This window comes from Bacillus sp. 3103sda1, assembly GCF_024159135.1.
GTDB classification, from domain to species: Bacteria; Bacillota; Bacilli; order Bacillales; family Bacillaceae_G; genus Bacillus_A; species Bacillus_A rhizoplanae.
This window is the reverse complement of the sequence record NZ_JAMYWS010000001.1, coordinates 1187417-1212547: the sequence shown is the minus strand read 5'-3', so window position 1 is coordinate 1212547 and position 25131 is coordinate 1187417. Positions and strand designations below refer to the sequence as shown.

Sequence of the window (25131 nt, the reverse complement as noted above, 5' to 3'; positions counted from 1 at the left end):
AGTTACACCTCTTCCATATAACGTTTTATACTTTCAACATCTTTATCTCCGCGCCCAGATAAACAAATGACAAGCCCTTCATCACTTTTCATAGTTGGTGCCAATTTGAGTGCATACGCCACAGCATGTGAGCTCTCTAATGCTGGGATAATCCCTTCTTTTTTCGTTAACAACTGAAAAGCATGCAGCGCTTCTTCATCTGTTATCGAATGATAAGATACACGGCCAATGTCTTTTAATAAGCTATGCTCCGGCCCAACCCCTGGGTAATCCAGCCCTGCTGAAATGGAGTGGGCTTCTTGAATTTGTCCTTCTTCATTTTGCAGAAGATACATCATAGACCCGTGCAAAACACCAACGCTTCCTTTCGTTAATGTTGCCGCATGCTTCTCTGTATGAACCCCTTTACCTGCTGCTTCTACGCCGTAAAGAGCAACTTCTTCATCTTGTACAAATGGATAAAACATTCCCATTGCATTACTGCCGCCGCCAATACAAGCTACAACTGCTTCCGGTAATTTCCCTTCTAACTCCGCATATTGCTTCTTCGTTTCCTTACCAATTACACTTTGAAAATCACGTACGATTTGCGGAAACGGATGCGGTCCAAGGACAGATCCCATAACGTAGTGCGTATCATGTACATGCGCAACCCAGTAGCGAAGCGCCTCATTTACTGCATCTTTTAGCGTCCCACTTCCTGCTGCGACACTTTCAACTTTCGCACCTAGTAATTCCATCCGAAAAACATTTAGTTTTTGGCGTTTTACATCCTCTTCTCCCATGAAAATAACGCACTCTAAACCAAGCAAGGCACATACAGTTGCTGTTGCTACCCCGTGCTGTCCAGCACCAGTTTCAGCCACAACTTTTTTCTTACCCATTCGCACTGCTAGAAGCGCCTGCCCAATTGTGTTGTTAATTTTATGAGCTCCTGTATGATTTAAATCTTCTCGCTTTAAATAAATTTTTGCTCCGCCGCAATACTTCGTAAGATTTTCTGCAAAATACAGAGGTGTTTCTCTCCCGACATATGTTTGTAAATAATGCTCTAACTCTTCTTGAAATGCTTCATCTTGCATTGCTTCTTTATATGCTGCTTCTAACTCTAAAACAGACTGCATTAACGTTTCTGGGACATAACGTCCTCCATAAATACCGTAATGACCTTTTTCATCTGGATATGCATATTTCATCTTTAACACTCCTTCGCTTTCGTTATGAATCTTTTCATTTTCTCGATATCTTTTTTACCATCTGTTTCAACACCACTGCTCACATCAACCATATATGGTTGAACCATTTCAATTGCTTTTGTAATATTTTCAAGATGTAATCCACCAGCTAATATACACTTTTTCCCAATAGCATTTGGCATGTGCTGTAATAACTCCCATGAAAATGTTTTGCCATTCCCACCATGAAATTTCTCTTTTGGACTATCAAATAATATAAAATCAGTTTCATATTCTTGTGCTCGTTCTATATCTTCTCTCGAACTTACACCAACCGCTTTTATAGACGGAATATTCAATCTTTTGATGTGGTGATTTTGTTCGTCCCCATGAAACTGTACATGCGTTAAACCACAATACGTTACAATTTTCTGGATCACTTCGATTGGCTCATTTACGAAAACGCCAACTTTCATCACATTCATCGGAAGCTCTTCAATAATTTGTTTTGCCTGCTCTGGCGTAATTTCCCGCTTACTTTTCGCAAATACAAATCCGATGGCATCAACGCCGTATTCACAGGCGGCTTTTGCTGTTTCGATGTCGGTAATACCGCAAATTTTCACTTTCATATCGTCACCTTCAGCGATTGAAAAAAGTCTCCAACGGACGGTGCTGTCATGAACGCTTCTCCGACAAGAATCCCTTTTGCACCGGCTTGCTTGACACGTATAATATCTTCTTTTGTGTGAATGCCGCTCTCACTAATCCAAAGTACGTTTTGTTCATTTAACCGTTTCCCGAGCTTTTCCGTTGTACTTAAATCAACTTCAAATGTTTTCAAGTTTCGATTGTTTACTCCAACGACGTCAGGATTTAGCTCTAATGCCGTTTCTAACTCCTCTTCATTATGAATCTCTACAATTGCTTCTAATCCGAGCTCCTTTACATACTCATACAACTCAAATAATTTTTCTTTTGTTAATGCAGCAACAATGAGTAAAATCAGGTTAGCTCCCGCATCATATGCCCGGTCAATCTGGATGCTATCAATGATAAAATCTTTACATAAAAGCGGTATATTCGTATGTGCTCTTACCGTTTCTAAATCATGAAAAGAGCCCTTAAAAAATTGATTATCTGTTAAAACAGAAATTGCTCCAGCACCGCTTGTTTCATAGATCTGTGCTTGTTTGGCAACATCAACATGTAAGTTGATATCCCCTTTAGACGGTGAGGCACGTTTTATCTCTGCAATCACAGTAAATTGCTGCAGCGCTTTTACAAGAGAATAAGATGTACGAGTTTCCTTCACTGGTGTATACGTTTCATATAACACCGCTACTTCTTTCTTTTTTTGCTCGATAATTTTTGTTAAAATGCTTTCCATTTAGTTCACCCTTTCTAGCTTTTTATTACTTGCAGCAATTAATAGATTTAATTTCTCTAACGCCTTTCCCGAATCAATACTATGAGCCGCTAAGCGAATGCAATCTTCAATTGTTCCTGCTTTTCCGTTTGCAAAAAGAGCAAGACCTGCATTGAATAACACTGTATCACGGTATACGCTATCTTCTCCGCGCAAGACGTTTAATGTAATATTGGCATTTTCCTTTGCATTTCCGCCTCTAATGGCTTCGTTTTTCACACGTGAAAATCCATACTCTTCTGGAGAAATACTTACTTCGATAATCTTGTTATCTTTTAAAAGTGCTGCGTGATTCTCTCCTTGCAAAGATGCTTCATCTAAAAATCCACTCCCATTTACAACAATTGCTTGTTTTCTGCCAAGCTTCTGCAGTACCTTTGCTACTGGAAGTAACATCTCTCGTTTATAAATACCAACGAACTGTGTTTCTAAGTGAATTGGATTTGTAAGTGGTCCAATCAAATTAAAGATTGTTGGAACATTTAATTCTTTTCTTACTTTCATAATGCGGCGCAGTGCTGGATGCATCGCCGGTGCAAATAGAAAGGCAATCCCGACTTTCTCTAACAAATAATCAATTTGCTTTGGCGTACATGCAATATTGACACCGAGTTCCTCTAATAAATCCGCACTTCCCGTTTTACTAGAAACGGCACGGTTGCCATGTTTCGCAACTTTTACACCGGCACCAGCAAGCACGAAGGCTGATGTTGTACTCACATTAAATGTTTGTGCACCATCTCCGCCCGTTCCGCAATTGTCCATCGCACCTACAATATGATTAGAAAATGGCAATGCTTTTTCACGAAGAGCTCGAACAAGACCATATATTTCATCCGCCGTTTCTCCCTTTGCTTTTAACACTGCTAAAAAAGCTGCAATTTCACTTTCTAAAATATCTTCGCTTAATAGCGCAATCCCTGCTTCATACATTTCATGTTCCGTTAAATCCTGCCTCTCTACTAATTTTCGAAGATAACTGTTCATACTCTCTCCACCTCTTTCACATTGGTTAAAAATTCCTGTATTAATTTTCCGCCTTCTTCAGTTGCAATTGATTCCGGATGAAATTGTAATCCGAAAAGCGGATAATAGTGATGACGAACTGCCATTATTTCTCCGTCATCCATCGCTGTAGCTAATACATCAAAACAATTAGGAAGAGTATGCTGCTCTGCTACGAGTGAATGGTAACGCATCGCTGTCAGCGGCTGTTTTACATACGAGAATATCGATGTACCATTATGTTTCACAAGTGACGTTTTCCCATGTTTAATCCGCTCTGCTTGAACAATTTCTCCACCAAAAGCAGTAACAATTGCTTGATGTCCAAGACAAATACCAAGAATCGGAATACTTTTATAAAAATGTTGAATCACTTCAATACAAATCCCTGCATCTTCTGGTCTTCCAGGTCCTGGAGAAAGAATAATTGCTTGCGGCTTCATTTCCTCCAATTCTTGAATCGTCACTTTATCGTTACGTAGTACAACGACGTTCTCTGCACTGGAACCTAACAATTGATACAAGTTATATGTGAATGAATCATAATTATCAATGATAACAATCATTTCATTACCTCCAAGAGCGCTTTTGCTTTATTTAATGTTTCTTCATATTCGGCTGCAGGATTCGAATCATACACAATACCAGCCCCTGCCTGTACATATGCTTTTTCATCTTTTACAACCATTGTTCGTATAGCAAGTGCCATATCCATATTCCCCGAGAAAGAAATATAGCCAACTGCTCCGGCATACACATTTCGTTTTTCTGTTTCTAATTCATTAATAATTTCCATTGCCCTAATTTTTGGAGCTCCCGATACAGTTCCTGCCGGCAAGCAATACGCTAACGCATCAAAGCAGTTCATATTTTTTCGCAATGTTCCGGAAACTTCAGATACAATATGCATCACATGTGAATATTTCTCGATTTTCATATATTTATCTAATTGAACTGAACCAACCTCACTCACCCGTCCAATATCATTACGTCCTAAATCGACCAGCATCATATGCTCCGCTCGCTCCTTCTCGTTTGCAAGCAACTCTTTCGCTATCTTTTCATCCTCTTCTTTCGTTTTTCCGCGTGGCCTTGTTCCTGCAATTGGATTCGTCATAACCTTTTCATCTCGTACAGAAAGTAAGCTTTCCGGTGAAGAACCGAGTACAACATAATCTTGAAAATCAATATAAAACATATAGGGAGACGGATTCGCGGTGCGAAGCCGGCGATATAACGCAAATGGATTTCCTACAAAATCACTTTGCAAACGCTGCGATAACACAACTTGAAAAATATCCCCTGCCCGAATATGTTCCTTTGCCTGTTCAACCATTTCGTAAAACCTTTCTTCTGTTACAGAAGATGTAAATGTTAAAGAAGCATACAGCTCTTTCACATGTTCCTCTGATTCATGTAACAATTCCTGTTTATATACTTGCAGCTGCTCGTAAACTTCTTCATACGAGTCCATATCATCGCCTTGATACACATATACAAACGATAGCTTTTGTCGTAGATGATCATACACAACAAACATACGATAAAGTAGCACATGCACTTCTGGAATATTTAATGGGTCAGACAACATTTCTCCAATATCTTCATATTGCCGAATGACATCATAACCAATATAACCAACTGCTCCTCCGCAAAACGGAAATGGGCTTTCAACTTTATTTGGTGCAAGTATTCTTTCCAGTTCCTTTAATACGTTTCCGTTTACCTTTTCAGTCACACCATTTATCGTAATCTCTACTTCCTTGCCAATACTTTTAATTTCTCCGTAAGGATTACACCCTAAATAAGAATAACGTCCTTTATCTTGATGAAGCTGCGAGCTTTCGAGTAAAAAATTTTTCTCACCTTTCATACGGCGATATAAAGCAATCGGTGTTAAACTATCGCCTTCTTCCTCTTGAATAACAAGAAAGGTTTTCCCTTGTTGTTTTCGCATCATAAATTGTTCTTTCGTTATCATGACTGTCACCTCTCTATTCAAAATAAAAAAGTCCCCTGCATATGGAAATATGCAGAGGACGATAAATTTACCGCGGTACCACCTCTTGTTGGATGCAAAGCATCCCGCTTTTTCAGGTACAATATTATACCCAATCCTTGTAACGGCGGAACCCGGGTTGCCTACTTATAGTTCAGCATACCTCTCGTAAGCCCATTCCGTACTTGGCACCGCACCGGGCTCTCACCTACCCCCGGCTCTCTGGAACGTCTCCAATGTACGTACTCTTCTTACTCATCGATTTATCATATTCATTTTTTTCTACACAAAAAGGGAGTACTCATCCTATAAAAAGGACGGGTACTCCCGTGGTGCCACCTTAATTCGTTACAAAAGTAACGCACTTTTCCGTATCGAAATACAATACGTGTCTCTTGTAACGATGAGATCTTTTCGCCAAAGCCTACTTTTTTCGTTTCGGTTTGGAAGCTCCGAAGCCCATTCCATATTACTTTCATACTGATTCGCACCAACCATCAGCTCTCTGACATGTCCATAATATGTACTCTTCTTCATCAACGCTTACGTTTTTAAATTTGAACTCATTATATGCTTTTCTTTTTTTAGAAGTCAACACTTTCCGAAAAAAATTTTTTATCTATACGTTAAATATTATATTGACAAAACATCCCGTTTTTATGTAAAAATAATAAATACTCTATAAAAATAGCTATTTACTAATAAAATATTTTATATTAAAAAAATAAAATACCTTCTAAATACGCTTACATTTCTGAAAATTCTTATTTGCGTGTGGATTTTTTCACATAATCATGTTAGATTATAATTATGCAATACATCAAAAGATACTACTTAGGGAAGGGGACTAACATGAATACACAGATTTTAATTTCAATTTCGATCTATATGATCGGGATGTTAGTAATTGGCTACATTGCCTACAAACGAACATCAAACTTAACAGATTATATGCTTGGCGGGCGTACATTAGGTCCCGCAGTAACAGCACTGAGTGCAGGCGCTGCTGATATGAGTGGATGGCTGTTAATGGGGTTACCCGGTGCTATGTTTGCAACAGGTCTAAGCAGCAGTTGGATTGCGGTCGGCTTAACACTCGGTGCATATGCAAACTGGCTATACGTCGCTCCTCGCTTACGTACCTACTCTGAACTGGCAAACAACTCAATTACAATTCCAGAATTTTTAGAACATCGCTTCCATGATAAATCTCATATGCTACGCCTTGTTTCCGGACTTGTTATTATGATTTTCTTTACATTTTATGTAGCTTCGGGATTAGTATCAGGTGCTGTTCTATTTCGTAATACATTTGGAATGGACTATCATATGGGACTTTTCATTGTTGCCGCTGTTGTTGTAGCTTATACGTTATTTGGCGGGTTCTTAGCTGTAAGTTGGACAGACTTCGTGCAAGGGATTATTATGGTTGTCGCACTCGTTTTAGTTCCAATTGTAACAATTATGCATGTAAATGGTCTTGGACCAGCATTTCAAACAATTCAATCTATTGATCCAAACTTATTAAATATTTTTAAAGGTACTTCTGTACTCGGCATTATTTCCTTATTCGCTTGGGGTCTTGGTTATGTTGGACAACCTCATATTATCGTTCGCTTTATGGCGATTTCATCTGTAAAAGAATTAAAAAGTGCTCGCCGCATCGGCATGAGCTGGATGATTTTCTCTATCGTCGGCGCTATGTTTACTGGACTAATCGGGATTGCTTATTATTCTGACATGGGCTTAAAATTAGCAGATCCAGAAACGATTTTCATTGAACTTGGAAATATTTTATTCCACCCACTTATTACTGGTTTCTTACTAGCTGCTATTTTAGCAGCAATCATGAGTACAATTTCTTCACAGCTTCTTGTTACATCAAGTGCTGTAACAGAAGATATATACCGTACATTTTTCCGCCGCTCTGCAACGGACCGCGAACTTGTTTTTGTAGGACGTATGGCTGTTCTAGCAATTGCTTTAATTGCAAGTGGACTTGCATTTAAACAAAATGGCACAATTTTAGCACTTGTTGGTTACGCTTGGGCAGGTTTTGGTTCTTCATTTGGACCAGTTATTTTATTAAGCCTATACTGGAAGCGAATGACAAAATGGGGCGCTCTTGCTGGCATGATTGCCGGGGCAACAACTGTTATTACGTGGACACAATTTCAATTTTTAAAAGATATGTTATATGAAATGATTCCTGGTTTCGCTGCTAGCTTACTTGCTATTATCGTTGTAAGCTTGTTAACAAAGCCAGCAGAAAACGTTCAAAAAGACTTTGAAGAATTTGAAAAAATAGCTTCTTAATCTCAGAAAAAACAATCCCCGCTTCTATTATATAGAAGCAGGGATTGTTTTTTCTCGCTTACATACTGAATTTTCTGTAAATTAACAAATTCTTTATATTATCTTAAATTAACCCTAACATTTTTTATGTATAGTATAACCAAAGACATTATACAGAAGGGAGACCGCTCACATGCTATCATCATTTCGCCTACAAAAACACTTTACAACTTCTTCATATGCTAAAACACAAACAGATACACCTCATATTAAACTTGTTCCTTCTGTTGTGCCGGTCATCGGCGTACAACTACACAAAGCTAAATTAAAGCTAAAAGCTGGACAACGTGCAGAACTTACAGCAGCTGTCCTTCCTTCTCTAGCAAGTAACCAAGAGCTAATTTGGACGAGCAATAGTCCTGATATTGTAGAAATTAACGCTACAAGGCATAAAGCAATCGTAACAGGAAAACAAGCTGGACGGGCTGTTATTATTGTCACAACTGCAGAAGGAAAATTCCGTGACCTATGTATCGTCCACGTCCAACCGTATATAACAAAACCAAAATAAAGTGAAACTTCCAATAGCGGGAGTTTCACTTCTGTTCAATGCACGATAATAACTACATCTTTTGCGTATATACTGCACCTTCTACTTGCTCTTTATATACGCTTTTTTGCTGTTGCAGTAAAAATATAGATACACCGCATAATACAAGCAGACTTCCTGCCACTTGCATTACATTTAATTTTTCACCTAGTAAAAAGAAAGCAAGAATTGTTGCACCAACAGGCTCCCCTAAAATACTCATAGATATTGTCGTCGCATTCACATAATTTAATAGCCAGTTATGAATCATTTGAGATACAGTTGGTACAGTTGCAAGTAAGAAAAATACAGTCCAGTCCCATGATGAATAACCTGTAAATGGAATTTGTAGCATCATGTTATAGGCACTTAAAAATAAAGCTGCAAATGTAAAGACAGTAAAACTATATATCCAGTGGGACACTTTTTTCACTGTTGTTTGCCCAATAAATAAATATCCAACTACTGCAATCACACTTAAAAATGATAGTATATCACCTAAGATTGCTTCCCTACTCAGTCCTAAGTCTCCCCATCCAATACACCCTACACCAATAATTGCAATTCCCATTGTCGCAAGTGCAGCGAGTGTTGTTCTTTCTTTAAATAAGAAAAAGCCTCCCACAAGAGATACGAGCGGCTGCAGTGCTAAAATGATCGTAGAACTTGCAACTGTTGTAAATTTTAACGATGCAAACCATAGAAGAAAATGTAATGCTAAAAAGAAACCAGATCCAATTAAAAATCCCCAGTCCTTTTTCTGAATTCTCGTAAATTCCTCTCTTCTCTTCCAAACAATAGGAAACATAATAAGCACAACAATCCATAAACGATACATACTTAAAACAGAAGATGGTGCTGTAGACATTTTTACAAAAATAGCCGCAAATGAAATCGTAATAATCGAAATCGCTAACGGCAGTGCAATTGATTTTGGTTGCTTCATATGTCATCTCCTTATCTATCCAAAATTCTCACTTCATTATAGCCCTTTCTTCTATTACTGAATACTAATTTTTTAGATTCTTCTCATTCTTGTGCTAAAATAAAATTGTATTAACTTTTGACTTAGGGGAGATTACACAATGACACAAACAATAGGGAAAATTGAAGAACTTACATTTTACAGTAAATCATTGCAAGAAGAAATTTCGCTTCTCGTTTATTTACCAGCAAACTTCACGCCGCTTCATAAGCACACCATTGTAATTGCACAAGATGGAAGAGATTATTTTCAGCTAGGTAAAGCACATCGCGTGATAGAATCACTTCGTGAAACAGAAGAAATTGATCGAACTATTATTGTTGGTATCCCATATAAAGATGTACACGACCGAAAAGAAAAATATCATCCAAACGGATCACAAAATGACATGTACATTCGCTTTTTAGCTCACGAACTTGTTCCATATTTAGATGAGAAGTATCCAACGTATCAAATGGGGAAAGGCCGCGTTTTAATTGGAGATTCTTTAGGCGGTACAGTTTCATTTATGACAGCTCTTATGTATCCGCATACATTCGGTAAAGTGATTATGCAATCACCATTCGTTAATGAATCTGTGTTAGAACGTGCCAAAACATTTACGGAGCCACAAACGTTAGATTTATACCATATTATCGGTACAGAAGAAACAAATGTAAAAACAACAGATGGCAATATTTCTGATTTTGTAGCACCAAACCGAGAATTGCATAATCTTCTCATAGAAAAGGGATTTACAACCTATTACGAAGAGTTCAATGGTAATCATACATGGAAATATTGGCAAAAAAACTTGCCACATGCATTTTCTCATATGCTATCAATGAAATAATACACAGTATTTTTCAGAATCATCTGATATAATAAAGGAGAGTTTTTTCATAAAAACATTTTACGTTCAGACAAGGGGAGGAATTTAGAGATGAAACTAGGTATTGTAATTTTTCCATCAAAAATGATTCAAGATAAAGCAAATGGTCTGCGTAAGCGTTACGATCCACATTATGCATTAGTTCCACCGCATATTACATTAAAGGCACCTTTTGAAGTAGCCGATGAACAGCTAGGCGCTATTGTAACAGAGCTGCATACAATTGCAAGCAAAGCAAACACGTTTACACTACATGTTGGAAAAGTGAGCTCGTTTGCACCTGTAAATAATGTCATTTACTTTAAAGTGGAAAAAACACCAGAATTAACATTTCTAAATGAAGAAATGCATAGCGGAATATTCACACAAGATCGCGAATATGCTTTTGTGCCACACCTTACAATTGGACAACAATTATCAGATGCTGAACATGCTGATGTTTTAGGTCGCCTAAAAATGAAAGATTTCTATTATGAACAACCAATTGACCGTTTCCATTTAGTATATCAATTAGAAAATGATACATGGACAGTATATGAAACGTTCCATTTAGGAAAGGAGCAGTAATAAGTTGCAAGCAAAATTCGTACAAAATGAAGAAGAGCTAAAAGATGCATTCTCTGTTCGGAAACAAGTATTTGTGGACGAGCAAAATGTTTCGTCTGAAGAAGAATACGATGAATATGAACATGTCGCAAAACATGTTGTTTTATACGACGAAGATGTTCCAGTTGGTGCTGGTCGTTTTCGTATCGTTGACGGCATAGGAAAAATGGAACGTGTTTGTGTCCTATCCTCTCATCGTCAAAGAGGTGCTGGAAAAATCATTATGAATGCGTTAGAAGCTCTTGCGAAAGAAGAAGCTCTTCCAAAACTAAAACTTCATGCTCAAACACATGCTGAGCCGTTTTATAATAAGCTTGGATATGAAACAATTTCTGATGTGTTTATGGAAGCTGACATTCCGCATGTTGTGATGATAAAAAAACTATAAAAGAAGCGCTTGCTTAGCGCTTCTTTTTATAATTTCTACAATTATCTTGCGTTTTACGCACGCTCTCATCACATATGACTTTTCAACATATAAGTCGCTGCTATGAAGAAAACAAGTGACCTACACTTGTTTTTACCACCGCACGGGGCAGGAAAAGGTCCTGACCGCTTCTATGCACGGCCAGATCCTCTCACCCATCTAAAAAGAAAGGGGTTTTTATGTCGTTTTTTCAATTTGTATTTATATACTCCAAATTCAACCACATAACTGTCTCACTTTTTTACATTGCCATTTCCTCTATCTTCCGATAAAGTTATAAGTTGATGCTACTTATTGAAGGTGAAATTATGACTAAGGAAAATTTTTCGCAAAAATCATTAACACATTCGAATATACCTCGCGCAACTTATCATATTCCGAAAACATCTACCGATTTAATTGATCGAAACGATGCGGATGTTACCTATTTTCGTGCTCTTGAACAACAAGGAATACATTTAAATGAAAAACAATTAGAAGCTGTTCGTCAGACAGAAGGACCCGTTCTCACATTAGCTGGTGCTGGCAGCGGAAAAACGTCTGTCTTGACAACACGCGTTGGCTATTTAGTCAACGTAAAAGGCATTCACCCGCGTAACATTTTATTGCTTACGTTTACCCAAAAAGCTGCAGAAGAAATCCGAAGCCGCGTAGCAACATTACCTGGTATGACACCCGCAGCGAGCCAATATCTTGTTGCCGGAACGTTCCACTCTGTTTTCTTAAAATTACTTCGCAGCCAAGGATACAACCAACAAATTTTAGCAAATGAAAAGCATAAACAAATTATCGTAAAGAAAATTTTAAAAGAACTTCGTTTAAAAGATGACTATGATGCAGAAAGTATGCTAGCAATGATTTCACTTGAAAAAAATAAATTAAATAGACCGAAAGATGTACAAGCAAAAACACCTGTTGAACGTGAATTTCAAGAAGTATATCAACGCTATGAAGACGTAAAGCAAAGTCATCGCTATCTAGACTTTGATGATATTTTACTTGAAACGTTTTATTTACTAGAAAACAATGCCGCATTATTAACACAACTGCAAGGTCGCTTTCAATATATTGAAGTGGATGAATTTCAAGATACATCGTACGCCCAGTATGAAATTGTGAAACTATTAGCAGCACCACAAAACAACTTATTTATCGCAGGAGACGATGATCAAGCGATCTACGGCTGGCGCGGGGCTAGTCATCAAATTATCCTTTCTTTCCCAAAGGAATTTGATGATACAACCATTATTACTTTAAATACAAACTATCGCTCCAATCCATACATAGTAGGACTTGGTAATGAAGTCATTAAGCTGAATCAAGAACGATTTAACAAAGAATTGTACACCGTTCACGAAGAAGGAATACAGCCATTTTATTCAAGGCCAGCAACAACATTAGATGAAGCGAATCAAATTTTACAACTTATTCAAGATAAAGTAGCAAGTGGTGAACGAAACTATTCAGACTTTTGCTTACTGTACCGGACTCATTCTGTAAGCCGCTCCTTGCTCGATCAGCTTACGATTCATAAAATTCCGTTTGTCAAATACGGGGCAAGCCAATCGTTTTATGAACACTCGCTCATAAAACCTGTATTAGATCAATTGCGGCTAGCCTTTGAACCTTTTCGTTTAGAATCACTCGCAAGCATTTTACCAACAATGTATATAGGCCGTGATGAATGTATATCATTTATTGAACGAGAACAATGGAAATACGGTGAAGGTCGCTTCCCTTCCCTTTTACATTTTCTTTTACTTAATCCGAACTTAAAACCATTCCAAGTGAAGAAAGTTAATGATCGTATTGATTTCTTGAAATTTATTAAAGAGCTTGAACCGAAAAAAGCATTAAAAGAAATCATTAAAGGAAAAGGGCAATACTTAGACTATCTGCAAAGCAATGACCGCTCTTCCTTTACAATGCAAAAAGAAATACAAGAAGAAATGCTTGAAGAACTCATTGAATCTGCAAATCGCTTTTCGGATATTCCAGCGTACTTAGAATTTATAAACACAGCTATTCAAAATCAAAAAGAAATGGAAACATTAAAAACACGAGCGCAGCAAGATGCTGTATCGCTTATGTCTATTCATAACGCCAAAGGTCTTGAATTTCCATGTGTTTTCTTACTCGGTGCAAGCGATGGGATATTACCACATTCTTCATCCTTAAAAGACGCAAACGATCGCGTCACTGATACTTCGGAAGCATTAGAGGAAGAACGACGCTTAGCATACGTTGCTATTACGCGCGCAAAAGAAGAATTGTACATTTCTTCTCCGCAATTTTTTAGAGGGAAGAAACTTGATGTTTCTAGATTTTTATTTTTGACAAGGGATGATCTACAAAAAACAAAATAACAAATGAAATGATTTCTGCCTGAAACGCTACTACGCGGAACTTTCTGAAATACAATCATCCCGCAAAACAAAAAATACCTTGGTTTTCCTTACAAAGAGGATAAAACAAGGTATTTTTTATTTTATTTTTCATAAAATGAAACTTCCATCAGCGGGGATTTTTCCATCCCCTAAACCTCTTTTGATTGTTACTGATTTTTCTTTTTATTTCCGCTGCAGTTACAACCTTGTTTCTTTATATATCCTAGTTGTTCTAGTTGTTCTAGTTGTTGCTGCTGATTCAGCTGCCCTTGTTGCTGTTGCTGCATTTTGTACCAATATTGAAGATTATTGTATGGATTAGGTTGCTGATAATTCGCCATGGCAAACATCTCCTCTATTTTTTAACGCTCTCTTTAGTATATGAACAACCCTTCTGTTTCGTTCCTTCATTTCTCAATTCCCCATCATTCGACTCACAATCGTCTCAATAATCGCTGCAACCCCAGCAACTGCTAATAACAAAATAATTGGCTCTGCTACTTTAGGAATCCATTCATAACACAAAAGCAATAGAGCGCTCGCCCATATTCCTGTACACCAATAGCAACTTAACAATTCACCAAAAAATTTACGTAAGCCCGTTTCTCTTATTTTCATATACGTTGAAACCGTACCATCCTCCTCTGTAATCTGTATTTCTTCAATAAAAGGCGCACGTATAAAAGACGTAATCTTATCATAGACCAAAAGGTGTGTTAACCGAAATACTGCAAATGAGAAAATAAAAAACATAAGCCAACTTTCAAAAAGCAAGTTCCTCATCCCCTTTTCTTTTCATCTAAATACAGGCTTATCCTTTGAAAAAAACAACTTTAGAGCAGTAACAGATTTACCCCGCATTCAATATTCTAGTAGTGTAATCAAAACTTATGATAAGGAGTGAAAAGAATGGGTAACAATGATGACAAAAAGGTTATAAACGTCAATTGCGTATGTGATGTTGTAAACTTCATCAATGAATTACAAGATTGCGCAACAAGCACATGCCCGACAGGATGTGATGTTCCATTCCTTGGTGCACATCAAGGCTCTAGACTCGCAAATACTCGCCCATTTGTCTTATTTAATAGCGGAGGAGAACCATTCAAAGTATTTGTTGGTTCTGGTAGCATTAAAAAATGCTATTCGTACATTTACCGTGTAGAAAGTGTAGACGACTGCACTGCAGTATTACGTGCATTAGAAGTACACAGTCAAGATCAAAAAGATTGTGAAGAGCCAGTTTGTGCCTTCTTAAACAATCCCAACGCTACACTACAGGCAACAAATTCTGTTGTAACTGTTGATTTAAATTGTTTCTGTGCAATTCAATGCCTACGTGACGCACACGTTTCAGGCGTATAATATGTAAACCCAAAAACTATTGAGGTGGTAGGATTCCTACCACCTTTCGCACATTATAGCCCCATCATGCGAATGGATACGACATCTTCTATATTTAGGATGAAATTCCCAATTCGGTTCGATCCTACCATTTGCAGCACCCCATTTTCATAAGAAGCAATAACCCCTACATAAGAAGCTTTCTCTGTTTTCACCATACATTTCACACTTGGTATATAATGTGGTCGATTTAATAAGAAATAAATTTTCTCTTCAGTATTCATATCTTTAAACGATTTATTCTGCCACGTACTACTTGAAGATTCTACAAATTGTTCATCATTTTGTTTTGGTTGATTCTCTTCCGCTACATTCGCGTACGTGTTATGTTGATCAACAACATCTATCTCCGGTTCATCCGTTTGCATGTGTTGTGGATCAACAACATCTATCTCCGGTTCATCCGTTTGCATGTGTTGTGGATCAACGACATCTATCTCCGGTTCATTCGTTTGCACGTTGTGTGGATCAACGACATCTATCTCCGGTTCATCCGTTTGCACGTTGTGTGGATCAACGACATCTATCTCCGGTTCATTCGTTTGCACGTTGTGTGGATCAACGACATCTATCTCCGGTTCATCTGTTTGCATGTTTTGTGGATCAACGACATCTATCTCCGGTTCATTCGTTTGCATGTGTTGTGGATCAACGACATCTATCTCCGGTACGTCCGTTTGCATGTGTTGTGGATCAACGACATCTATCTCCGGTTCATTCGTTTGCATGTGTTGTGGATCAACGACATCTATCTCCGGTTCATTCGTTTGCATGTGTTGTGGATCAACGACATCTATCTCCGGTACGTCCGTTTGCATGTGTTGTGGATCAACGATATCTATCTCCGGTTCATCCGTTTGCATGTGTTGTTGTTCAACAACATCTATCTCCGGTTCATCCGTTTGCATGTGTTGTGGATCAGCTACGTTTACCTCCTCTACAATATGGTGAGTCTGTTCACTATTTTCAACATGATCTATTTCGTTTTCCTGTGTTTCAGCCGTTTGTTCTGTCTGTTTCACAATCACACTCCGCTGCACATGGCGCTGAAGTTTAAATAAATCCAAACGATGAGTATATAATAACGGTTGATTTTTCCCTTCCTTTATTTGTTTGTCCGCCATCCCCAATCCCCCTCTTTACTGAAACGTACGTTATTACAGTTATATTCATACTGGGCGGAGAAGTTTCATTAAAAATCTATTCTTTATCTATCTACATAAGGTACATTCCCTATTTTTTATAAAGTAAAACTTCCATCAGTGGGGGTTTTCTTCATTCCCACTGATGATTAGTTGAACCAATCGACCACATGCCAGCAGTTATCCCCTACCTATCTTCCTTGCTTCTCTCTGAATCTTGAGGTGGGGGTCTTACTGCCCGCGCATAGCGGGATAAACGAGAGGATTAAAAACTAAGAAAATACCCATATTATGAAAAAGAACACGAAAGAAAAGCTTAATCTATTTACGATATAAGCTTTTCTTCCTAATTTAAGTTATATGTTATAGATATGGTGAACTACTTTTTGAAAGTACAGGTGTTCAACAAGTGTATGCTTCACATGCAGTTTCCGGTTCTCCCTATTGATAACAAATCTAAGGAATTATAGAAAGCAGATATTTCTGTAATTAATAAACAACTCTGACTCTAGGATCATTTTTAAAAGCATTCGTAATGTTTTATAGAGAATATAATAATTTCCAATTTTAGTGTATTGCATGCGATCGCTTTATTTTTTACGGAAGAAGGAAATCGTCTCTTCCAATCCTTGAAGTAATGAAAACTTTGGATCCCAATTTAAGTATTTTCTAGCTTTATTATTTAATAGATAGCTATGAACAATATCCCCTGGTCTTTCCTCTTTGTATATTCTTTTATTTTCTATTTTCATTAAGCTATAGATTATATCCAGCAGTTCATTGACTGAAGTTTGTTGATTCGAGCTAATATTACATATTTGATTGTCAGCATTCCTAAGAGCCAAAAAGTTAGCATATGCTACATCTTTAACAAAGATAAAATCTCTTGTTTGATTTCCATCACCATATATAATTGGACTATCATTCTTTAATAAACGGTCAATAAAAACGGAAATAACACCAGCTTCTCCATTTGTATCCTGCCTTGTACCATACACATTGGAATATCTAAGAATTGTGTACTTTAAACCCGAAAGTTTTGCAAATAATTGAATATATGTTTCACTGGTCAATTTCGATAAACCATAAAATGATACAGGATTACGATCATGATTCTCATCAATAGGTAAATATTTAGGATTACCGTATACAGCAGCAGTTGATGCGTGGATAATTTTTTTCACGTTATACTTTATACAAGATTGTAGAATATTTACAGTCGCCATGATATTTTCACTACAATCGTAAAGTGGCTGTTTTACAGATTCCTGCACAGAAACCTGCGCCGCTTGATGTATTACAAAGTCTGGTTTTTCTATCATAAAAATTTTATCAATATCAGGATCTCGTACATCAAAATGATAAAAAGCAACTCCCGATGGAATATGATACTTATGCCCAGTAGCTAAATTATCAATAACTACTGTCTCTATATTGTTTTCCAATAAGGATTCAACAATATGTGAACCAATAAAACCTGCCCCGCCTGTGACTAAAACTTTCAAATATTTACCCTCCCCAAAAACTATATTTCTTTACATATAAGACAAGTAAAAATCTCTGTTTTTTAATTAATGAAGTTATCATTTCTATAAAGTGAAACTTCCATCAGTGGGGGTTTTCTTCATCCCCCACTGATGGTTAGTTGAACTAATCGGGCTCTTACGGGCAGTTATCTCCCGCCTATCTTCTTTGTTTTCTCACAATCTTGAGGTGGGAGTCTTACTGCCCGTTAGTGCGGGATAAAATCAATATTGTTACAATTTATGTAAACTTTTTCTACAGTATGCTCTATAGTTCATTAATATCAGCTTAAAGCAGCTAACAAACAATGATGCTTTTGTTTTCCTGTGTTTCAGCAGTTTGTTCTATCTATTTCACAATCACACTTTTCTGCATATGAAGCTGAAGTTTATATAAAGTGAAACTTCCATCAGCGGGGGATTCTTCATCCCCTACTGATGGAAAGCTCCCACCAATCGGGCTTTTACGGGCAGTAAGACCCCCACCTAGCTTCTTCGCTTCTCTCTAAATCTTGAGGTGGGGGTCTTACTGCCCACGAATAGCGGGATAAATCCGAATGATGACTGTATAATAACGGTTGATTTTTTCCTTCTTTTATTTGTTTACCTGCAAACTTAATAGCCTTATCCGAAAGTCACAGATGTCTATATCGTCTAGTTCATGATGGTGCCTAAACTGGCAATCAAAGCTTTGTTCTGTCTTTGCATATAAAAAGACCTCAATAATCATAAAGAGTCGAGAGGTCTCTATGTTTTCTTATTGCTTACTTAGAGAGACTAGTCAGAAAATGAGGTTGGGTGACAAGGTGAGATCGGATTACAATCGTTGCAATCATTCTTTCTAATACAAACCTTGACAATGTCTTTTTCAATAACTTTCCAGAATACCTCAACAGTGCTTCCTGCTTTATATCCTGGGCGTGTTCCGAAATTTTGTGGTCTTGGTGTACCGTTACATAAAACGGCAAATCCACAAACTTCGAAATGGTCTCCTTCGTTTGCATCATCACGGTCAATGATACATTGGAATGCTCTTTCGTCACAAATGACTTTCTTACATCGTTTTCCTTTTTCATCCACAGCTATGAACGTAATTTTTTTCGCTAGCGAGCCGCAAATGATGACTTTTTCAGGGCAAACATCTTCAACAACAGGCGGTTGTGTGAAAAACACCTCAGTTTTAACGTCATGCCCAACTAATGCAGGCGGAACGAGCTTTGTTTTAAATTCAACGACTACTTGACAGCAAGTTTGCGGGTTTGGAATCGTGCATACAGTTGGCGTTGTTGTTACAGGACCAAAAGAGCCACTTAAACAGATACTATCATTTCCCTCGATACCTTTGAAATGTAATCCAATGCTTTGGAACTGTGCCTCCGTAAACGGTGTAGTGGAACAAATAACAAATGTACCCGAATTACCCGGATTAATTCTTTGTGATTGCGTTTTAAACTTTTGTACAATATCGGAATTCGGGAGACAACCTCTAAGACATTTCCCGCCACTTAAAGAGCCTTCATTTCCTGGACCTGACACCTGGGTAAATGGACCCGGGTTATTCACAGTTAAACCTAAAGAACCTATGAAACCTTTACTGCTCGGACTATTGGTTACTATAATTTCTGCGCACCCAGCATTTGGTCCGCTATTTATGATATTTACTGTAACGGTTGCTCGTAAAAGGGGAGCAGCTGAACATGGACCATTTCCCGTAATAATTGCAACTACTGACATATCAGTTTTACACTCCTTTTTAATAAATTTGAATGTAAAAAAAGAAAAAAATCTATTTCTGTCGAATTCCCCTCTTTTTCAAACTATAGTATGTGTTTACAATAATAATGGTTTGGATAAATTCATCATTGTGAGTCTTTTATTTGGTCCTTCATGATTCTTTCATTCATAATGAACGGGTCTGTTATAAGATGAATTAGTTTTTTCATCTTTCGTTGTTACACTTCGTCGTTCAGTTGCTGATTCTATCCCGTAAAGCAAAATAAAACCCCCATCAGTCGAATACTGATGGGGGTTTCTGTCAATAGTTGGTTTATCTTACTTTTTCAATACATACCTTAACAATATCTTTTTCTACAAAATTAAAGGCGACTGAATGATCTTGTCCGCCAAAATTTGCTTCATGCGCGAAAACCTCGCACAAAATACCCTGATGGATAATACGGAATTGATCCCCTTCCTTGATGCCATCCTGTTGAGTAATACCGCATTGATCATCCCCTTCCTTCTTATCATTTTGTTCAATCAGACATTGAAATGGGACATCGTCTTTAATTACATGGTTCTCAACCTCACAACCATCTATTACTGCCGTATAGGTTATGGTTTTATGAATCACACCACAAATAACAACCACTTCCGGACATACCTTTTCAATGTTAGCTACTACCGTTTTAGTGGCACGGGCAGTTCCCCTTTTTGCAGGAGGCACCAGTTGCGTCTTATGCTCCACTATAATTTTACAACATAATTCTTTCCGAGGAATACGGGGTGAAAACGCACAAATACAATGACAACTTAATGTTCTAATAGCTCCATTACAATCTTTCCCTGTAATACACCCATCCTCAGGATCAAATTTTATAAAAGTCAGGGTGATCATTCTAGAGGCTCCCCTTAATAAAAAATCAACCTCAATTCCTGGTATTAAGTTACATAATTGATTACAAAAACCATTCATTTCGAGCACCTCCTTCACTTAAATTTCGGTACTATATTATTTTATGTCATTATCATTGTTGTTGTATGGGCATGCAAATAGGCGGATAAGCCTTGATATAACTAAATGGATCCGCCAATCATTTCTGTAATTGTGCTGACGACTTGTGATGACTTTTTTGATCTTACTGTTTGTATGTTCTAAGGTATGTTAAAGAATCTCAATGGGTTACTGTAACGCCATAGTCGATTTTTACAGTGCGGGAATTGAGAACATTCTTATTAAATTCGCGGAGCAGGAAATACTCTATAACTTTATCTTTAAAAATGCAACATTTGAATTTATAATTTTAATCATTGGATAAAGTGAAACTAACCATCAGTAGGGGTTTTACTGCCCGCGAATAGCGGGATAAGTGATAATCTAACTCTTTCCTCCCTACTCTTATTCTCGATGCCAATCGTTATCATTGCCTAGTTTGGTCCTACTAATGAGAAACTGTAACAGAAGTGTACCGTATAACCGATATGAAGGTGCTCTGTATGATATCTGGAACGCCGTAGCACTCCTCTGTTAGAATACAAATTAGCCAATGGAATCAGCATCGCTGCACTGGTTCCATTCCTGTTGTCTAATCCCATACCTTTTGCTACATTAGTAATATTTATATTCAACTGATTACACAACTTTGCTAGTTCATTAATATAAGAGACTTTCAAATTCAAAAATGAGTTCGCTTCATATTTAATCGACTCTACTGCTCTTTGTGACGTTTCCTTTAAACTTTACATTTAAAAAGCCCTCCTGAATCGTATTTTTTACAATTCAAGAGGGCTTTTTATTTTATAAATATAGTTAATTTATCTTTTCGTACTAACCTAAAATATGATATCCAGAATCCACATGAATATTCTCACCAGTAACACCGCTTGCTAGGTCACTGAATAAGAATAACGCTGTATTTCCTACTTCTTCTTGCGTTACGTTACGACGAAGTGGTGCGCGTTCTTCAATTTGTTTTAAAATGCTGTTGAAATCGCCAACACCTTTTGCTGATAATGTGCGAATTGGTCCTGCAGATACTGAGTTGACACGGATATTATGCTTTCCTAAGTCGTTCGCTAAATATTTTACGCTCGCGTCTAATGATGCTTTTGCAACACCCATTACGTTGTAGTTCGATACAACGCGCTCGCCGCCTAGATATGTTAGCGTTACGATGCTTCCACCTTCTGTCATCACTTCTTTCGCTGCTCTTGCTACAGCTGTTAATGAGAATGAGCTAATATTTTGAGCTAACAAGAAGCCATTACGAGATGTATCAACGAACTCACCTTTTAAATCATCACGTTCTGCGAATGCAATGCAATGAGCCAGTCCATGAATAACTCCAACCTCTTCCTTAATCGTTTGGAAGCAGCTTGCAATATCTTCGTCGCTTGTTACATCACATGGTAATACAAGTGATTTTTGTCCTTCTAATGATTCCGCTAAATCACGTACATTTTTTTCTAAACGTTCACCTGCGTAAGTGAAGATTAAGTTTGCTCCTGCATTATGTAATGAACGCGCGATTCCCCAAGCGATGCTTCGTTGGTTTGCAACGCCCATTACGACAATATTTTTTCCTTTTACATTGAGAAGATTCATGTATTTATCCTCCTATATTCATAAATTATAGTTGTTATTAGAACCTGGTACTATTTTTATATTAACATAAAATACTCTAAAGGCAAACAAAAATCACTAGCCCAAATTCACTAGTGATTCTTTGTTTCGCTAAAGAAGCGTTCTAATCCTTCTTCCCAAGATGGCATCTGTGAGAAATCATTTAATTTTAACATTTTATGCTTTAAAGTTGAATATTTGTGAGCCCCTTATTTTTCTTTTAATGGTCGCCACCACTGCACGTTTTGTTTATACCAATGAACTGTTTCTTCGATTCCTTGCTTAAACGTATACACCGGCTGCCATCCTAATTCTTGTTTTACTTTTTTCGCATCAATTGCATAACGGCGGTCGTGTCCTAAGCGATCCGTAACATGATGAATATCATCTTTTCCTTTTTTCAGTAACGCCAAAATCTGCTCAACAACTTCTACATTTGTTTTTTCATTATCTCCGCCAATGTTATACACTTCCCCAATTTTCCCTTTATGCAGTACAGCATCAATTGCACTACAATGGTCATTAACATGAAGCCAATCTCTTATATTCAATCTCTTATATTCAATCCATCTCCGTATAACGGCAATTTCTTCCCTTCAAGTGCATTTGTAATCATAAGTGGAATTAATTTCTCTGGATATTGATATGGTCCATAGTTATTGGAACAACGTGTGACAATAATAGGTAATTGATACGTTTTGTAATACGATAAAGCAATCATATCTGCACTCGCCTTACTAGAAGAATACGGACTGCTCGGATCAATCGGTGTTTGTTCTGTAAATTTCCCTACTTCTCCTAATGAGCCATACACTTCATCTGTTGAGACTTGCACCATTTTTATATGAGGGTATTTTTTGACCAGCTCTAATAACGTTACCGTTCCAATTATATTCGTATCATAGAAAGGAATAGGATTTTCAATGCTACGATCAACATGTGATTCCGCTGCAAAGTTAACAATGGCATCTACCTTATACTTCTGAACAACATATTCTAAAAGTTCACGATTTTGAATTGTGCCTTTTAGAAAAACATAGCGAGGGTCTTGCTCAACAGAACGTAAATTTTCAAGATTACCACTATATGTTAACGCGTCATAATTAATAACATGGTAATTTTCGTATACTTTCAATATATAATGAACAAAATTACTACCAATGAATCCAGCTCCGCCTGTTACTAATATATTCATAGACAACTCTCCTACTAAAAAACAATCTTTACACTCAATAAGCAATGGCAGTAACCGATCTTTTTTTGACAAAATGGGCTCTTTTACCGGCCACGAATGTTCAAATCTTTATCCCTCCAACGCACACCGCTATCGTGTACAGCACTATAATACTCATCAACTTTATACATAACAACTGTATAATGAAGACACCATGTCCGCATTTGGTTAGAAGCACCTACAAAATAACCTGCTTTACGAAATTCAAATGAATGTGAAACATCATAAAGTAAAACTTCCATCAGTGGGGGGGCTTTATCCCCCCACTGATGGTTAACCAACCGGTCTTTTACGGGCAGTTATCCCCCACCTATCTTCTTCACTTTTCTCTGAATCTTGAGGTGGGGGTCTTACTGCCCACGAATAGCGGGATAAAAATTTTATGTTATAACACTCCACACATCTGACATTCCCAACCTAAATCTAAACAACATATTTGCAAACAACAAAAAATCGGCTAAGATGGTAATAGTGTCTTTTTTAATAACAATGAGTCATAGAAAGGAATACAGTACGGTGAAAGATAAAAATTCTCGATATCAAATAGATTACGTCTTGATAATGATTGTACTTACAATCGCTATAGTAAGTTGCTTTGCCATCGCCAGTGCACAGCCATCCTTGCCACCAAATTTACAAAAGGTTAATTTCGTTGCGCAGCAAATCAAATGGTATATAATTGGGATTATTGCAGTTGTTGCAGTTATGATTATCGACTTCGATCGCTATAAACAAATTTGTTGGTATTTATACGGATTCGCAATGGTTCTTCTTCTTGGACTTGAGTTTCATTTTCCGGGCGCGGTAACAATTAAAGGGGCAACAGCTTGGTACGCAATTCCAGGTATCGGTAATTTCCAACCCTCAGAAATCATGAAACTCTTTTTAATTCTTGTAGTTGGACGCATTATCGTAGACCATAATGAAAAATATACGATTCGAACGTCACGAGAAGATCTACTCTTACTTGGAAAAATATTTGCAGCGAGTTTACCACCATTACTGTTAATCGCAAAAGAACCAGATTTAGGGAATACAATGGTAATTTCAGCAATGCTTGCAGCCATGATTTTAGTATCCGGTATACGTTGGCGCTTTATTTTCGGTTTAGCTGGCATTGTCGCTGGAGTTGCTGCACTACTCGTTTATATTTACTTTGCACACACAGCATTTTTTAAAGCACATATTTTAAAAGAGTATCAGCTAGATCGTTTCTATGGCTGGTTAGCACCTTATGAATACCCAACACAGGGTTATCAATTAACTCAATCCCTTTTAGCTACTGGATCAGGCGAGTTATACGGAAAAGGTTGGGACGGTGGAGAAGTATACTTCCCTGAACCTCATACCGATTTTATTTTCACAAATATTGCTGAGAAATTCGGATTTTTAGGAGCAAGCGTCGTTATTTCACTCTACTTCCTACTCATTTATCGCATGATTCATATTGCGTTAGAAAGCAATGATCCATACGGAAGTTATATATGCGCGGGAACCGTCGGGATGTTTACATTCCAAGTGTTCCAAAATATCGGCATGACAATCGGACTACTTCCTATTACCGGGATTACATTACCGCTTTTAAGCTACGGTGGTAGTTCCTTGCTCACCTATATGATTGCGATTGGCTTCATTCTGAATGTACAGTCACGAACAAAAAAATTTATGTTTGATTAAACCATATCCTAGTGGATATGGTTTTTTTCTTGCCTTTGTAG

At 37.4% G+C, this 25131-nt stretch carries 24 protein-coding genes, 2 pseudogenes and 2 other annotated features; of the genes and pseudogenes, 8 read left to right on the top strand and 18 right to left on the bottom strand.

Annotation, left to right across the window (positions count from 1 at the left end; genetic code table 11):
• Positions 1–2: 2 nt before the first annotated feature.
• The 6 genes from trpB to trpE are packed head-to-tail and all read right to left on the bottom strand — an operon-like array spanning position 3 to position 5590.
• On the bottom strand, positions 3–1196 hold the full coding sequence (gene trpB / locus NKR74_RS06090; protein ID WP_098310758.1) for a tryptophan synthase subunit beta: 1194 nt from the start codon (positions 1194–1196) through the stop codon (positions 3–5).
• Between the two features lie 2 nt (positions 1197–1198).
• On the bottom strand, positions 1199–1807 hold the full coding sequence (locus NKR74_RS06085; RefSeq protein WP_253628974.1) for a phosphoribosylanthranilate isomerase: 609 nt from the start codon (positions 1805–1807) through the stop codon (positions 1199–1201).
• The gene (gene trpC, locus NKR74_RS06080; protein WP_253628973.1) at positions 1804–2565 is read right to left on the bottom strand and encodes an indole-3-glycerol phosphate synthase TrpC; all 762 of its coding nucleotides are present in this window, start codon (positions 2563–2565) and stop codon (positions 1804–1806) included. Before trpC ends, NKR74_RS06085 begins: the two co-directional genes overlap by 4 nt.
• On the bottom strand, positions 2566–3591 hold the full coding sequence (gene trpD / locus NKR74_RS06075; RefSeq protein WP_253628972.1) for an anthranilate phosphoribosyltransferase: 1026 nt from the start codon (positions 3589–3591) through the stop codon (positions 2566–2568).
• Entirely contained in the window at positions 3588–4175 is a 588-nt protein-coding gene (locus NKR74_RS06070; RefSeq protein ID WP_253628971.1) for an anthranilate synthase component II, read from the bottom strand. The genes trpD and NKR74_RS06070 overlap by 4 nt, the downstream gene beginning before the upstream one ends.
• Positions 4172–5590, bottom strand: a complete 1419-nt coding sequence (gene trpE / locus NKR74_RS06065) for an anthranilate synthase component I (RefSeq protein ID WP_253631092.1) — start codon at positions 5588–5590, stop codon at positions 4172–4174. Before trpE ends, NKR74_RS06070 begins: the two co-directional genes overlap by 4 nt.
• A gap of 51 nt (positions 5591–5641) precedes the next feature.
• Positions 5642–5876: a binding site (T-box leader), on the bottom strand.
• A 42-nt stretch (positions 5877–5918) separates the two neighbouring features.
• Positions 5919–6157, bottom strand: a binding site (T-box leader).
• Positions 6158–6460: 303 nt separating this feature from the next.
• On the opposite strand from trpE, the gene putP reads away from it, so the two are divergent.
• A complete protein-coding gene (gene putP, locus NKR74_RS06060) occupies positions 6461–7924 on the top strand; it encodes a sodium/proline symporter PutP (protein ID WP_253628970.1) in 1464 nt (487 codons plus the stop codon).
• A gap of 172 nt (positions 7925–8096) precedes the next feature.
• Positions 8097–8474, top strand: coding sequence for an Ig-like domain-containing protein (locus NKR74_RS06055; protein WP_253628969.1), 378 nt, complete (start codon positions 8097–8099; stop codon positions 8472–8474).
• Between the two features lie 52 nt (positions 8475–8526).
• On the opposite strand, the gene NKR74_RS06050 is transcribed toward NKR74_RS06055, so the two are convergent.
• On the bottom strand, positions 8527–9438 hold the full coding sequence (locus NKR74_RS06050; RefSeq protein ID WP_253628968.1) for a DMT family transporter: 912 nt from the start codon (positions 9436–9438) through the stop codon (positions 8527–8529).
• 139 nt (positions 9439–9577) lie between these two features.
• On the opposite strand from NKR74_RS06050, the gene NKR74_RS06045 reads away from it, so the two are divergent.
• The 4 genes from NKR74_RS06045 (at position 9578) to NKR74_RS06030 (ending at position 13747) form a co-directional block, all read left to right on the top strand.
• On the top strand, positions 9578–10309 hold the full coding sequence (locus tag NKR74_RS06045; RefSeq protein WP_098310749.1) for an alpha/beta hydrolase: 732 nt from the start codon (positions 9578–9580) through the stop codon (positions 10307–10309).
• 90 nt (positions 10310–10399) lie between these two features.
• Positions 10400–10915 (top strand): YjcG family protein, encoded by a 516-nt coding sequence (locus tag NKR74_RS06040; protein ID WP_098310748.1) that lies wholly within the window; start codon positions 10400–10402, stop codon positions 10913–10915.
• A gap of 4 nt (positions 10916–10919) precedes the next feature.
• A complete protein-coding gene (locus tag NKR74_RS06035) occupies positions 10920–11342 on the top strand; it encodes a GNAT family N-acetyltransferase (protein WP_098310747.1) in 423 nt (140 codons plus the stop codon).
• Between the two features lie 347 nt (positions 11343–11689).
• Positions 11690–13747: an ATP-dependent helicase gene (locus tag NKR74_RS06030; RefSeq protein WP_098310746.1), complete on the top strand. Its 2058-nt coding sequence runs from the start codon at positions 11690–11692 to the stop codon at positions 13745–13747.
• A 188-nt stretch (positions 13748–13935) separates the two neighbouring features.
• Here the strand turns inward: NKR74_RS06030 and NKR74_RS06025 are convergent, their stop codons facing one another.
• Both NKR74_RS06025 and NKR74_RS06020 read right to left on the bottom strand, forming a co-directional pair.
• Complete coding sequence (locus NKR74_RS06025; RefSeq protein ID WP_375337654.1) at positions 13936–14109, bottom strand: cytochrome C oxidase subunit III; 174 nt, start codon at positions 14107–14109, stop codon at positions 13936–13938.
• A 73-nt stretch (positions 14110–14182) separates the two neighbouring features.
• The gene (locus NKR74_RS06020) at positions 14183–14542 is read right to left on the bottom strand and encodes a DUF1360 domain-containing protein (RefSeq protein ID WP_098310744.1); all 360 of its coding nucleotides are present in this window, start codon (positions 14540–14542) and stop codon (positions 14183–14185) included.
• Positions 14543–14677: 135 nt separating this feature from the next.
• Between NKR74_RS06020 and NKR74_RS06015 the strand changes: the two genes are divergently transcribed.
• Positions 14678–15133 carry a CotY/CotZ family spore coat protein gene (locus NKR74_RS06015; protein ID WP_253628966.1) on the top strand — a complete coding sequence of 152 codons (456 nt, stop codon included), beginning with the start codon at positions 14678–14680 and terminating at the stop codon, positions 15131–15133.
• Positions 15134–15186: 53 nt separating this feature from the next.
• On the opposite strand, the gene NKR74_RS06010 is transcribed toward NKR74_RS06015, so the two are convergent.
• The 9 genes and pseudogenes from NKR74_RS06010 to NKR74_RS24075 form a co-directional block, all read right to left on the bottom strand.
• On the bottom strand, positions 15187–16296 hold the full coding sequence (locus NKR74_RS06010) for a CotO family spore coat protein (RefSeq protein ID WP_253628965.1): 1110 nt from the start codon (positions 16294–16296) through the stop codon (positions 15187–15189).
• 608 nt (positions 16297–16904) lie between these two features.
• A complete protein-coding gene (locus NKR74_RS06005) occupies positions 16905–17819 on the bottom strand; it encodes an NAD-dependent epimerase/dehydratase family protein (RefSeq protein WP_098306237.1) in 915 nt (304 codons plus the stop codon).
• A 795-nt stretch (positions 17820–18614) separates the two neighbouring features.
• The gene (locus NKR74_RS06000; RefSeq protein ID WP_253628964.1) at positions 18615–19571 is read right to left on the bottom strand and encodes a hypothetical protein; all 957 of its coding nucleotides are present in this window, start codon (positions 19569–19571) and stop codon (positions 18615–18617) included.
• Between the two features lie 313 nt (positions 19572–19884).
• Positions 19885–20532: a hypothetical protein gene (locus tag NKR74_RS05995; protein ID WP_098306233.1), complete on the bottom strand. Its 648-nt coding sequence runs from the start codon at positions 20530–20532 to the stop codon at positions 19885–19887.
• A 452-nt stretch (positions 20533–20984) separates the two neighbouring features.
• Positions 20985–21260 carry a hypothetical protein gene (locus tag NKR74_RS05990; RefSeq protein ID WP_309247648.1) on the bottom strand — a complete coding sequence of 92 codons (276 nt, stop codon included), beginning with the start codon at positions 21258–21260 and terminating at the stop codon, positions 20985–20987.
• A gap of 124 nt (positions 21261–21384) precedes the next feature.
• Positions 21385–22161 carry an enoyl-ACP reductase FabI gene (fabI, locus tag NKR74_RS05985; protein WP_098306231.1) on the bottom strand — a complete coding sequence of 259 codons (777 nt, stop codon included), beginning with the start codon at positions 22159–22161 and terminating at the stop codon, positions 21385–21387.
• 110 nt (positions 22162–22271) lie between these two features.
• Positions 22272–22379 (bottom strand): annotated as a pseudogene (locus NKR74_RS05980) (dTDP-4-dehydrorhamnose reductase); the annotation flags it as partial.
• Positions 22380–22388: 9 nt separating this feature from the next.
• Positions 22389–23374, bottom strand: a pseudogene (gene rfbB / locus NKR74_RS05975) (dTDP-glucose 4,6-dehydratase).
• Between the two features lie 83 nt (positions 23375–23457).
• Positions 23458–23655 (bottom strand): glycosyltransferase, encoded by a 198-nt coding sequence (locus NKR74_RS24075; RefSeq protein WP_375337653.1) that lies wholly within the window; start codon positions 23653–23655, stop codon positions 23458–23460.
• 274 nt (positions 23656–23929) lie between these two features.
• On the opposite strand from NKR74_RS24075, the gene NKR74_RS05965 reads away from it, so the two are divergent.
• Positions 23930–25090, top strand: a complete 1161-nt coding sequence (locus tag NKR74_RS05965; RefSeq protein WP_253628963.1) for an FtsW/RodA/SpoVE family cell cycle protein — start codon at positions 23930–23932, stop codon at positions 25088–25090.
• The last annotated feature ends 41 nt before the right edge of the window (positions 25091–25131 follow it).